Origin of the sequence: Intestinicryptomonas porci (genome assembly GCF_033971905.1) — a bacterium.
GTDB lineage: Bacteria > Verrucomicrobiota > Verrucomicrobiia > Opitutales > Intestinicryptomonadaceae > Intestinicryptomonas > Intestinicryptomonas porci.
In genome coordinates this window covers 203,372-215,976 of record NZ_JALBUT010000001.1, presented here as the reverse complement: position 1 = coordinate 215,976, position 12,605 = coordinate 203,372, and the positions used below count along the sequence as shown (strand labels likewise).

At 45.1% G+C, this 12,605-nt stretch carries 12 protein-coding genes; 6 read left to right on the top strand and 6 right to left on the bottom strand.

The features are described from left to right. Positions 1 to 104 precede the first annotated feature (104 nt). Positions 105 to 1,118 carry a P-loop NTPase gene (locus tag MOX91_RS01040; RefSeq protein ID WP_370396219.1) on the top strand — a complete coding sequence of 338 codons (1,014 nt, stop codon included), beginning with the start codon at positions 105 to 107 and terminating at the stop codon, positions 1,116 to 1,118. Positions 1,119 to 1,752: 634 nt separating this feature from the next. Here the strand turns inward: MOX91_RS01040 and rpmB are convergent. Then, positions 1,753 to 1,983 carry a 50S ribosomal protein L28 gene (rpmB, locus tag MOX91_RS01035; protein WP_370396218.1) on the bottom strand — a complete coding sequence of 77 codons (231 nt, stop codon included), beginning with the start codon at positions 1,981 to 1,983 and terminating at the stop codon, positions 1,753 to 1,755. A 96-nt stretch (positions 1,984 to 2,079) separates the two neighbouring features. Beyond that, positions 2,080 to 2,274, bottom strand: a complete 195-nt coding sequence (locus MOX91_RS01030) for a hypothetical protein (protein WP_370396217.1) — start codon at positions 2,272 to 2,274, stop codon at positions 2,080 to 2,082. Positions 2,275 to 2,401: 127 nt separating this feature from the next. On the opposite strand from MOX91_RS01030, the gene MOX91_RS01025 reads away from it, so the two are divergent. Then, on the top strand, positions 2,402 to 2,983 hold the full coding sequence (locus tag MOX91_RS01025) for an RNA polymerase sigma factor (protein ID WP_370396216.1): 582 nt from the start codon (positions 2,402 to 2,404) through the stop codon (positions 2,981 to 2,983). Position 2,984: 1 nt separating this feature from the next. Next, a complete protein-coding gene (locus MOX91_RS01020) occupies positions 2,985 to 3,401 on the top strand; it encodes a hypothetical protein (RefSeq protein WP_370396215.1) in 417 nt (138 codons plus the stop codon). 125 nt (positions 3,402 to 3,526) lie between these two features. Here the strand turns inward: MOX91_RS01020 and MOX91_RS01015 are convergent, their stop codons facing one another. From MOX91_RS01015 to MOX91_RS01005, 3 genes are all read right to left on the bottom strand, one after another. After that, positions 3,527 to 4,279 carry an outer membrane beta-barrel protein gene (locus tag MOX91_RS01015; protein ID WP_370396214.1) on the bottom strand — a complete coding sequence of 251 codons (753 nt, stop codon included), beginning with the start codon at positions 4,277 to 4,279 and terminating at the stop codon, positions 3,527 to 3,529. A gap of 82 nt (positions 4,280 to 4,361) precedes the next feature. Then, positions 4,362 to 5,558 carry a tetraacyldisaccharide 4'-kinase gene (gene lpxK, locus MOX91_RS01010; protein ID WP_370396213.1) on the bottom strand — a complete coding sequence of 399 codons (1,197 nt, stop codon included), beginning with the start codon at positions 5,556 to 5,558 and terminating at the stop codon, positions 4,362 to 4,364. A gap of 27 nt (positions 5,559 to 5,585) precedes the next feature. Further along, positions 5,586 to 8,087 carry a glycogen/starch/alpha-glucan phosphorylase gene (locus MOX91_RS01005; RefSeq protein ID WP_370396212.1) on the bottom strand — a complete coding sequence of 834 codons (2,502 nt, stop codon included), beginning with the start codon at positions 8,085 to 8,087 and terminating at the stop codon, positions 5,586 to 5,588. Between the two features lie 193 nt (positions 8,088 to 8,280). Between MOX91_RS01005 and proC the strand changes: the two genes are divergently transcribed. Then, positions 8,281 to 9,075, top strand: coding sequence for a pyrroline-5-carboxylate reductase (gene proC / locus MOX91_RS01000; protein WP_370396211.1), 795 nt, complete (start codon positions 8,281 to 8,283; stop codon positions 9,073 to 9,075). Between the two features lie 129 nt (positions 9,076 to 9,204). Then, a complete protein-coding gene (locus MOX91_RS00995) occupies positions 9,205 to 9,669 on the top strand; it encodes a PEGA domain-containing protein (RefSeq protein ID WP_370396210.1) in 465 nt (154 codons plus the stop codon). 455 nt (positions 9,670 to 10,124) lie between these two features. Here MOX91_RS00995 and MOX91_RS00990 read toward each other — a convergent pair whose 3' ends face one another. After that, entirely contained in the window at positions 10,125 to 11,651 is a 1,527-nt protein-coding gene (locus MOX91_RS00990) for an HDIG domain-containing metalloprotein (RefSeq protein ID WP_370396209.1), read from the bottom strand. Between the two features lie 157 nt (positions 11,652 to 11,808). Here MOX91_RS00990 and MOX91_RS00985 point away from each other — a divergent pair, with 157 nt between their 5' ends. Beyond that, positions 11,809 to 12,546 carry a hypothetical protein gene (locus MOX91_RS00985; RefSeq protein ID WP_370396208.1) on the top strand — a complete coding sequence of 246 codons (738 nt, stop codon included), beginning with the start codon at positions 11,809 to 11,811 and terminating at the stop codon, positions 12,544 to 12,546. The last annotated feature ends 59 nt before the right edge of the window (positions 12,547 to 12,605 follow it).

Genomic DNA, 12,605 nt, shown 5'->3' with positions numbered 1-12,605 from the left:
GGTCAAGCAGAATAGATTTGTAAAAATCCTTTTTTGTAAAAACAAATTAAAATGATTTTTTATTTGGAAAATCCGAGAATTTGTGAAAAATTTAGTTTATTATTATGGATAAAGAAAGCATATTGAAAATTTTGGCGAAAGTTAAATATCCACCATACGAAAAGGATATAGTAACATTCAAAATGGTAAAAGAAGTGCGGATTGACGGCGCAACCGCGGCAATAGGCATCTTCACGGGCGCAGACAAGCAGAAGAACGAAATTATCGAAAAATCCGCGCTCGAAGAGCTTAAAAAGGCGTTTCCCGAGTTGCATCCGCAAATCGTGTTTTTGGAAAGCGATCCATCGCGCCAAGCCGCGGTTATGCCAAATTCCGAAACATTGAAAAACGCAAAATTTAAAATCGCGGTGGCATCAGGCAAGGGCGGCGTGGGAAAAAGCACCGTCGCGGCAAACTTGGCAAGAGCTCTCGCAAAAATATATCCGCCAAAAGACGGCGAAGCGCAAATCGGGCTTATGGATTGCGATATTCATGGCCCGAGTGCGACGATTTTATTCGGAGACATTCCCTCCCCCACCACCGATGGCGAAAAAATTTTCCCGCCAGCCGCAAACGGAATAAAAACAATTTCAATGGGAATGCTTGTCGATGACTCCCAGCCGCTCATTTGGAGAGGTCCAATGATTACAAGCGCAATCAAGCAGTTTACAAACGACGTCGAATGGGGAAAGCTTGAATTTATGATTTTGGACCTCCCGCCGGGAACGGGAGACGCAGTCATAAGCGCGACTCAAATAATCCCCTTGGACGGCGCAATCATCGTTACAACCGCCAACAAGCTCGCCGAAAAAACCGCGACGCGCGGAGCCAAAATCTTTGAAAAGACGAATGTCAAAATCTTGGGCATAGTCGAAAACATGGCGTTCATGCAAATGCCCGACGGCTCCAAAATGAAAATATTTGGCAAGGGAGACGCACAAGACTGCGCAAAGGAACTCTCGACAAAAGTTATCGCCGAAATACCAATCGACACGAGCCTGCAAACAGACGCGCCGAGCGCACAGGCAGAAGCGGTCTTTGAAAATCTCGCAAAAGAAATTATCGCAAGCCTTTCATAAAAAACTAAAAAAAAAAACAAAAGCTCTCGGATAAATCTTCGAGAGCTTTTTTGGCGGTATAAAACTACTTTTTCTTAAACAGACTTTTCTATATATCAAAAGGATTAGTTAAATAAAATTCAAGAAATGCTCAGTTGAAAGCCCGAAAAAACCATATAGCAAGCATTTTCTTTTTGTGAATCGTAGAAACCTCAATTTTATGCAATTATAACTAATAATTTTACATCAAATTACAATTAAACAAATATAAAAAAAACTGCGCAAGATGCGTACAAAACGTACATGACTACTGCAGTTTATTTTTATGAAACGGAATATAACCCCAATTCCACGCAAGCATATTACACAACCATAATTAATAATTTTGCGTCAAATTGCAGGTTAGACGAGATGCAAAAAAGCTACGGTAGGAGTGTATAAACAAATACGTGACTTCTGCAGTTTATTTTTATGAAACGGAGTATAATCCCAATTTCACGCAACCATATTACACAACCATAATTAATAATTTTGCGTCAAATTGCGGGTTAGACAAGTATTCAAAAAAAAAAAGCTACGGTAGGAGCGTATAAACAAATACGTGACTACTGTAGCTTTTTTATGAAACGGAGTATAACCCCAATTTCACGCAAAATTAAGCTTTTTCAACAAGACCGGCCTTAATAGCCTTAGCGCATACCCACATGCGCTTTACCTGCCCGTTTGCAAGACGAACGCGAATGCGCTGTACATTCGGTTTAAATACGCGATTATTCTGCTTTACGAGCTGCAAACCGATACCGCCGCTTTTCTTGCTTTGACCTTTGTGGATAATAACGCGACCCTTCACCGGACGCTTGCCTGTAACTGAACATATTCTTGACATGATAAAATCAACTTTCCTGTATTTTTTATAAATTCAAAGTCGAATAAAGTACACCTCTATCCAAGCTTTGCAAGTTTTTTTTATTCTAAAACAGAACTATGCGTTCTGTTCCGCAACAACTTTTGCGATTTCAGCCTTGCGAGCCTTTTCAGCAATCTTGGCTTGACGTTCGTTTTCCTTGCGTCTTTTTACCGCGAGTGCGCGCTGTTTGTGCGCATTCGGCTTTGCGCCTGCCGCTTTTTTTACAGGCTTACGCTTTGCTCTTGAAGACCATGCTACTAATCCGCTCATTTTTTTGTTTCCTTTTAGGTTTTTAATTGAAATTTAAGCGGTTGAATTTAGCATCTTTTTCAAACTAATCCAGTTTTTTTTTCAAAAATTTGCAACTTTTTATAAAAAAATGCGTTATAATATGCAAATGGAATGTTTTTCAGATAAAAACTTGGAGCTTTCCGAGCAAAAAAGCATTTGCGACGAAGACGCCATGTTGATGCAGGACGTCGCAAACGGCAACGACCACGCATTTCGTATGCTCGTTGAAAAATGGAAAAACGCGCTTATAAACTTCTTTTACCGCTCAACCTCAAACGTCGCGACATCCGAAGACTTGGCGCAACTCACTTTCATAAATATTTACCGCGCCCGCGAAAATTACCGTGCAAGGGCGAAATTTTCCACATATCTTTTTCAAATTGCCCGCAACATTCTAATCAATGAATACAGGCAATCCGCTCGCAGACCTCAAAGCGTTGAATTGGAAACGGATTTTACCGACGACAAAAATTCGGACATGGAAAATGCGGAACTTGAAGAAATTTTCGAGCTTGCGATAGCCGAAATGCCCGAAAACCAGCGAACGGCAATTTTGCTTTTGAAGCAGCAGGGCTTTACTTACGATGAAATTGCAAAGACGATGAATGCGTCGGTCGGCGCTGTAAAAACTTGGATTTTCCGCGCGAGAGCAACTTTGCGCAACGCACTTAGGGAAAGGAAGGCTTAAAATGGAAATTGACAAAATAATAGACGGATTTCTTTCAAAAAAGAAAATCTCTGCAAATAGGGATTTCACGGACAGCCTTTTTCTGAAAATCGAAAAAGACAAAGAAGCTTACATGATAATCGACGAATTTCTGCAAAAGGAAAAGATTGCTGCAAGCCCCGATTTTACGCAAAAAATAATGCGCGAGATTGCATTTTTAAAAATGCGGAAAGTTCTGCGCTACGCCTCTTCTTTCGCGGCGGCAGCTTGTGTTGCATTCGCGTTTTTCATGGTGAGAACCGACAAAACTTCGCAGATAGCAAGCGAATTTCAAGAAATCGAAAACGCAGTGGCGTCTCTAAGCGAATACGAAAAAGAATTCAATTCTTACGCGCCGAATTTCTGCGATTACGATTTGACCTTGTATGCGATGAAATAATCCACATGCGCGCCTTTGGCGGGAGCAATATTTTGCTTACGCCTTTTTTTGTGAAAAACCCAATGTAAAAGCGCAAAAAAAACGCCAAGCAACAAACTTGGCGTTTTTCAATTTAAAATTTCAAATTAGCGACCGAAACCGAAGCGAACCTTCAAACCGAAAGTCTTGGAGTGCTTGATTACATCGTTGCCGAAGTTCCATTCGCCGAATACGGAGAACGCAACGATTGAGTTTGCCCAATATGTAAGTTCCGCGTCAATGGTACGGAATGTATCCTGATCATCACCGGAGTGCCACAAGAATTTGCCGGAAAGAGAGAATGATTTCGTCAAAACGAGTTCAACACCGCCGCCGTAGTTATAGATGAAATTATTTTCGGAAAGAGAAGTTTTTTCATCATCAACAGTAATGTCAAATGAATTCCAACCATAACCTACAGAACCGTATGCAAAAGGCTTGATTGCCTGAATGAATGCCCACCCTGTCTTAACTGACAAATACGGCTTCAAGCCAACTGCCACATTGAAAGAGTTTCCGGAAAGATTTCCGTCTTCAATGTAATTCGTCTCATCATAAAAACCGTCCAAGTCCGTATAGCCATAACCCAAATTTACAAACAAATCCATGCCGAACCAATTGATGTCCTGCATTGTATTTACGCCGGGCTTGAATACCGGAACATTAAATTCCACATTTGCAACCGCGCCAACTTGGTTGGAGTCATTTACACCTTCTTCCAAGTCGGTAAATGATGCGCCGCCGCCAAATTCAACATACATGCGACCGAGATTTGCTTCGCCTTCGGCTTTTTTGCTGTACGCAAATGCGGAGACTGCCATTAAGAATGCAGATACTGATACTAAAAATGTTTTCTTCATATTCATAATGACAACAGGATTAACATTTTTTAAGAAGATGTAAAGACTTTTTTTTTTTTTTTTTAACTTATCCGAAATACGCCTACTCTACATTGCGCTTAAAACATATTCTCTCGACTGCGGAGTCAAAGCCCCCCGTGCCCGAAAGTATTTCAATTTCAAGCCTTGTGTAATAGAAAGGCAGCGCATTGCCATAGTCCAAGTCTATTCTCACAGCGTCCTTTTCCGTCGTAAGCACATATTCGGCACCCGCGCGCACGGCGTCCTTGAAAAAGTCGTCAAGCTCCGATTTCAAAAAGCGGTGGTGGTCCAGAAAATGCTCGAAATATACGATTTCAGCCCCTGCATCGACCAGAAATTTCTCAAAGCTCGAAGGAGATGCAATGGCGCAAAAATAAGCGATTTTTTTCCCTTTCAAAAACTCGATAGGCTCCTGCTTCATCGAATGGAACTCCACGAGATGCTTCGACTTGTGGGCGCATTCGATAAATTCCGCGCCCGTATTGTATTGCCTAATGAAATTTTCAAGCTCTTCGTTGCGCCTGCCGTCGCTCTTTGTCAAAAAGATGTAGGAGGCGCGCTTCAAGTGGGAGACAGGCTCGCGCAAAATCCCGCGCGGAAGAAGCGATTTGTTGCCGAAAGGATTGGTTTTATCGACAAGCAAAAGCTGCATATGCCCGCGCAACGGCAAATACTGGAAACCGTCGTCCAAGATGAGCGTGTCAACGCCGAATTCCTTTATCGCAAAGTTGCCCGCCCTCACCCTGTTTTTATCGACGACAACGACAACCCCGGGAAGATTGCGGGCAAGCATAAAAGGTTCGTCGCCCGCGAATTCGGAATTTAAGAGAATGTTCTTGCCATCGCTTACGACTTTCGGCTTGGGAAGTTCTCCGTTAGTTATCCACCTCCAAAGCTTCTTGAACAAACCGTCCGACTTGCTCTTGTAGCCCCTGCTCAAAATCGCGACCTTGCGCCCCTTTGCGGTAAGCTCGCGGGCAAACTTTTCCACAACGGGAGTTTTGCCGGTCCCGCCAACCGTGAGATTGCCTACAACGATTACAAGGCACCCCAGCGGGCTGTCCCTGAAAATCCTGTTTTTGTAGAGAAAATAGCGAAACTTCACAATCCCGCAAAATATCCACGAAAGACCTTTTAGAAAGCATCCGTAAATGCGCGCAGGCAAATCTTTGCGGCGGTCGTAAATCACATCGACCGTCGCGCGCTCAAGATTTTGCAAGGCAAGCCTGATTTTCTCTCCAAAAGAATCTTCGGACATCTTTTTTGGGGAAATTCAACGTTGCTGTTATTCGCGCGGAGGCAGTTTTTCAAGATTCCAAATATCGTCGGCGTACTCGGAAATGGTGCGGTCGCTTGAAAACTTGCTCATGCGGGCAGTGTTCAAAATCGCCATTTTAGCCCAGCGCGCCTTGTCTTTATAGACTTCGCCAAGCCTGTCCTGCGCGTCGCAATACGACTGGTAGTCGGCGCAGACCATAAACTGGTCGCCCCAGTCCAAAACAGACTTTCTGAGAGGCTCAAACGCAGTCGGGTTGCCGGGCATGAAGTAGTCGGAAACAAGCCAGTCCAAAGCGGACTTTAAGTTTTCGTTTGAATTGTAAACGTTCCACGGGTTGTAGCCTTCGGCTTTCAGCTTCTGCACTTCATCGACATTCATTCCGAAGATGAAAACATTGTCCTTGCCGACTTCCTCCAGAATTTCGACATTCGCGCCGTCGAGAGTTCCCATTGTGATTGCGCCGTTTAAAGCGAGCTTCATATTGCCTGTTCCGGAAGCTTCCTTGCCTGCGGTTGAAATCTGCTCGGATACGTCGGCGGCGGGAATAATATCCATGGCAAGAGACACATTGTAGTTGGGAATGAATGCGACTTTCAGCTTTCCCTTTATTCTCGCATCGTTATTTATGACATTTCCAACGGTATTGATTGCCCAAATGATGTTCTTTGCCAAGTCGTAGCCGGGAGCCGCTTTCGCGCCGAAAATAAACGCACGCGGAGAAATGTCGGCATCGGGATTGTGAAGCAGGCGGCGGTAGAGCGTAAGAATGTAAAGCAGATTGAGATGCTGGCGTTTGTATTCGTGAAGCCTCTTGATTTGGACGTCGAAAATAGCGTCGGGATTTAAATCTACCCCGCACAAGTCTTTTACGATTTTTGCAAGATGCGCCTTGTTTTCGCGCTTGATTTCCATGTACTTCTTTTGGAAGTCGGAATCTTCCGCAAACTTTTCGAGACCTTTAAGCTCGTCGAGATTTTTCGGCCAAGAGTCGCTTTTCAAGGTTTTCGTAATCAAGTCGGAAAGCCCCTCGTTTGCGGTTTTCAGCCAGCGGCGCGGAGTTATGCCGTTTGTCTTGTTGTTGAATTTTTCGGGCGAAATTTGGTAGAAGTCGCGCAAAACGCTCTCTTTTAAAAGCTGAGAGTGTAGTTCGGCAACGCCGTTTACGCTGTGAGAGCCGACAACCGAAAGATACGCCATTCTCACCATTTTTGGAGCCCCCTCCTCGATTATCGAAAGGCGGGCAATCTTATCGGAATCCCTGCCGTAAATGCTTTCGACATAAGAAAGCCAGCGAGCGTTGATTTCGTAAATAATCTGCAAATGGCGCGGCAAGAGCTTTTCAAAGAAAGGCACGGACCATTTTTCCAAAGCTTCGGGGAGCAGAGTGTGGTTTGTGTACGCAAAAACATGCGTACATATTTCCCAAGACTTGTCCCAACCCAATCCTTCAACGTCAACCAAAAGGCGCATGAGTTCGGGAACCGCTATCGCAGGGTGCGTGTCGTTTAGCTGGATTGCAACCTTGTCCGCAAAAATATCCCAATTTTCCCCGTTCAAAGACTTGAAACGGCGAATGATGTCCTGCAACGAGCAAGTCACAAAGAAATACTGCTGCATAAGGCGCAGAATTTTGCCGTTTTCAGTCTTGTCGTTCGGATACAAAACCTTCGATATGGTTTCGGACATCGCCTTTTGATGGACAGCCTGGGTATAGCCGCCGTTATTAAAGGCGTTCAAATCAAGCTCGTTTGTCGCGCGGGATTCCCACAAGCGCAGGAAGTTTACTGTGCCCGCGCCGTAGCCGACGACGGGAACATCCCACGGGACGCCGAGGAGTTCACCTTCGGGAATCCACCTTACAGACCAGTCTCCCGTAGAAGACATAACCCCCTCGACCCTTCCGCCGATTCCGACTTTCACTGTGTATTCGGGGCGGACAATATCCCACGGGGAACCGAATTTAAGCCAGTTGTCGGGAGATTCTATCTGCCTGCCGCCCTCAAAACTCTGCGTGAAAAGCCCGAATTCGTAAAGTATGCCGTATCCGACCGCGGGATAATCGAGAGTGGCAAGAGAATCTTGGAAGCAAGCCGCAAGACGCCCCAAGCCGCCGTTGCCAAGCCCCATGTCAACTTCGCTTGCCATGATGGAATCGAAATCAAGCCCAAGCTCTTTCAACGCCTCTCTTGCAACGTCCATAAGCCCCGAATTTGTCAAAGTATCTTCAGTAAGCCTGCCCATCAAATATTCGAGAGACAGATAATAAACGCGCTTTGAATTTGCCTTGTATTGGCGCGACATTGTGGAAATAAACCTGCCCATTATTTCGTCGCGAACCGCCATTGCCGTCGCAAGCCACCAATCGCGCGATGTTGCTCTGACCGTCGCGCGCGCCAATGAGCGTTCCATATGCCAAAGAATTGAATTTTTGAAGTCTTTTACGGAAGCGTTCACATAAAATTTGCATTCTTTGCGCGCTTCCGATTCGGATGAGGATTTTTTTGCCATGATTTTTAAATTCGCCTTTTTAGAGTTTAGCGGATGTTTAAAATCTAAATTTAGACAAAAAGACGCGCCTTTCAAGCATTTTGTTATTCAATTAAAACGCCATTTGCCGATGTTTTTTTGCAAAGCGGAATTTAAGCTTGAAAAAGAGGCAAAACCGAACTTTTATTTTTCGGCATTGAAAGGATTTTATAAGATGAAAAAATTTGCATTTGTCGGCGCGGGCAAAATGGCGTCGGCAATAGTTTCGGGAATGATAAAAAGTGGCGCGGTCCGCCCCTGGGATGTTGAATGCGTAAGCGGCGCAGACTCAACGGGCGCGGATCTCGCAAGAAATACGGGCATCAGCCACACCGCGAAAATCGAAAACATAAACGCGGAAACAGTGGTGCTTGCCTGCAAGCCGCAACAGCTTGCGGAAGTAGCCCAAAGCATCGGGCAAAAACGCATGGATTTGGTAATTTCGATTTTGGCGGGAACCACAATTTCAAAACTGCGCGAACGCTTCCCAAACGCGGGTAAAATCGTGCGCGTAATGCCCAACATGGCGGCTCTCATTTCAAAAGGAATTTCCTGCTTCGCGCCCGAAACAGAGCTTGAACCCGACCAGGAAAAGACGGTCGAAACAGTCTTGAAGGCAATCGGGAAAGTCATAAAATGCCCCGAAGCGCAGCTCGACGCAGTGACAGCCCTCTCGGGAAGCGGCCCGGGATATGTGTTTGAATTTGCCGCCGCGCTAATCGAGGCGGGCAAAGAACTGGGATTTGACAACGAAACCGCAAAGGAGCTGTCAATCCAAACGATTTTGGGAAGCGCAATGCTTCTTGAAAAAGACGAACGCTCGCCAGAAGAATTGCGCGACGCGGTATGCTCCCCCGGGGGCACAACCCTCGCCGCCCTCGAAGTTTTCAAGGCAAGCAATTTCAGGAAAACCGTAAAAGACGCCCTCTTCGCCGCGGAAAAACGCTCAAAAGAGCTTTCCAGACTGTAAAAACGGGCGTTTTTTAAAAAAAGTAAAAAAAATACAACTAAAAACTTGACGTTTTGAATATAAATTGACAGAAAAGACATCAATCAATTCAAGAGAATCAATTTTTAAAACAAAAAAAAATCAAATATTATGAAAAAGTTCTTGGCATTATCTTTGGCGGCCGCTGCACTCTTCGGCTGCTCGACTGAAAAAGTAGCGATAAACTCCTGCCCTGCCGGCGCGGATGTTTTAATCGGCGGCGAAATGGTAGGTCAGACTCCTTGCGAAGTCAGCCTGAAAAAAGACTCAACTCATAAAATTGTCATTCAAAAAGCGGGTTATAAGGAAGTTTCCTACACTCTCGCAACATCGGAAGACCTTCCCGAAATCAAGTTTGGACCGCTTGTTGATATGGGCGTTTATATGAGCCTCACTCCTGATGAAATCAACGCAAAGCTCTATCCCGCATTTCTTCCCGAAACAGCGGGCAACAATCGTGCCGACGCATATTTGGACGCTGTCTTGAAAGCCGACACCCTCAAGAAGGAAGGCAAGATTTGCGAAAAAGAACACTCCGCAATGATTGGCTCGATTAAAGATTTTTACACAAAGTAATTTAATCTCATAAATTCAAAAAACCTCCGAATTTTCGGAGGTTTTTTTATGTCCATGAAACAGGCGATGTTTTATGGAATTTGTAGCACGGGTAAAAGAATACAAGCGAAAGTTGTAAAAACGCCTGCATAATTTCAACCTGCTAAAATCTCAAACCGATTTCAGAATTCTGATTTTGCCAAAAGCCGAAAAAAATACGCGAACCTTTGCTTGAAAAGATTTCAAAGTATGCCTTAAACGCGGGAAATTCCGAATGCCACAGTCGGCGGAGAATCGGGAGAGAATCGAGAACTTGCCGCTACGGATGGGTTGAAAACATAAGAAAACCTTGAAGCCAAAGCACCGTTTATTTCAAATAAACAGGCTTCAAATACGGAAAAACTTTTGCCATTCCCCGAAACAAAGAGACAAGCCAAGCGGCAAAAAGCAGATTAAGTTTCCGTCCCCAAAAAAGATTAAATAGTTTCGACAAAACGCTTTTCGCGGATAAGCATTATTTTCACGGGAACGGTATGGTCGATTTTCTTAGAAATTTTTTCGCTTAAAAGCGAAATCATTTTCGCCGCCTCTATGTCGTCAACCTTGTCGGGCTCAACTATCACTCTAAGCTCCCTGCCCGCCTGCAAAGCGTATGCGCTCAATACCCCGTCAAATTCCATGGCGGTTTCTTCAAGGCTCTTCATTCTGGAAAAATAGCTGTCAACGGGAGTCATCCTCGCCCCTATGCGGGTCGATGAAATCGTGTCGGCAATTTTTACAATCGCCCCGTATATTCCGCCGTCGGGAATTTCTCCGTGGTGAGCTTCAACCGCGCTTGCGATAATTTCATCCTCGCCCAGCCTGCGCAAGAAAGACGCGCCTTCAAGAGCGTGCGAAAGCTCACCGTCGGTAGCCTTTCCGATGTCGTGAAGAAGAGCCGCCCTCTTTGCTATTATCGGGTCGCAATCCACTTCGGAAGCGAGAATTCCCGCAATTAAAGCCGATTCAATGCTGTGTTCAAGCGTATTTTGGTTTAGCGACAAATGGAAGCGCAGCGCGCCCAGGCGCTCCAAAATTTCAGGATGAAGACCGCTTATGTTGAGCTGCTTGGCGGCGTCCGCGCCATAATCCATGCAGGATTTTTCAATTTTTATTTTTGCAGACGCCAATGCGGATTCTATCGTTGCGGGGTTTATTCTGCCGTCGGCAACCAAAGATTCCAAAGCCGTCTTTGCAATCTCCCTCCTTGCAGGGTCAAAAGAGGAAACCATGACGGAATCCGGAGTTTCATCTATCACCAAAGTCGTGCCCGAAGTTGCTTCAAAAGAGCGTATGTTGCGCCCTTCCTTGCCAATCAGCCTTCCTTTCATGGCTTCGTTTGGCAGTTTTACAAGGCAGGCGTTCACTTCCGAATTTACGGAAAGTGCGCTTCGCAAAATAGTATCAAGCAATATTCGTTTGGCTTCGATTTCAAGCTCCTTGCCCGATTTATTGAAAAGCTCAAGCTTGTACAAAGCCAAATCTTCCTCGCACTTTCTCGAAATTTCACGCTTTGCCTCCGCATAAAGACTTTCGATGTCCAAATCGGAAAGAGAAGCAAGCTTGCCCGCATACTCATGCTCAAGCTTTTTGAAATTTTCCATCCTGCGGGTCAAAAGCGCGGTTTCATCAGCCGCCCTACGCTCGGCAAGGCGGGATTTTTCGATACTGTAAGAGGCGTCGCGTATTTTGGTTTCAAGCTCCCTGCTGTTTTGCCGCGTCTCTTCGATAAGCGCGCGATATTCGCTTTCAAGGGTTCTCGCGCGGTCTTTCAATTCCTCTTCAAGCTCTTTTTTGCGCTCTTCAAGCCTGTGCTTTTGCTCTGCCGACACGCTGTCGATTACCGAATTCATCTTGTGGCGCATCGACTGAGCCTTTACAAGCAATATCATGCATTCGGCGGCAAGCATCGCCGAAAGCAGTCCGAGCAAAATTGCATTCGTATCGAAAATTTCGTAATTCAAAGGCTCCCCTTTATTTTTTTACAATTCAACTTTAAGCCAAGCGCGGCATTTGGCAAGTTTTTAAAGAAAAAAGTTCTCGACAATCACCCATATTTTCATAGATAAAATCGAATTGCATAAAAATTTTGCACAAAAGGAAAAAAGGAGGAAAATTGCCATGAAAAAAATAATCGGTGCCGTTTTGATTTTATCAATCGCCCTCGCGGGAATTCAATCTTTTGCGGCGGACAAGACAAAAGACGAAAAAGAAACCGCAAAAAAGGGAAAAAGCGAGCTTAAAATCGACAAGGAAGCCCTGAAAAAGAAGGTCCGCACAATGCCGAACGGAGACACATTTGTGGGATTCATTCCGATGTCAAAAGCTTTCTGCGTAAATTTTCCGCGCGCGCTCGACTCCTACACCGCATACCTTATGCCTTGGATCGATTTAAAGGAAATTGACGGCATTATTGCGGAAAAAACAGGGGATTCCAACCCCGCAAACAATCCGCAAAACTTTTTGAAGGCGGTAAACGGGGCAATGGCAAAATACGCCTGCCGCCTGAAAAAAATCCCCACGACCGAAGTCGTAATAAAACAGCGCATACAAGCGGGCATTCCCCTATACTGGTTCTGTTGGGAAGATGACAACATCTGGGGATACATGGGCGTAAGAACTCTCGAAAGGAAATCGGCAAAGCCCGAAGAATGGAAAAAACTCGTCGCCCAAAAACTTTACAAGCCGAATTTTTCACAGCTGAAAATAAGAAGAAACTCCTCTTTTTTGGTTTTGGGATACAACGCCCAAACGGGAGAAATTGCAATTTCCCCCGCAAACAACGACGCGAGCATAATCTGGATTACCGCGCAGGAAATGAAAAAGCAGGACGTAATGCTGATTGAGGCGTCATGGTAGAAATTTAAAAGATTTTTGTTGAAGAAGCGCGCGTTTATCCAATAATGGCAACGTGCGCT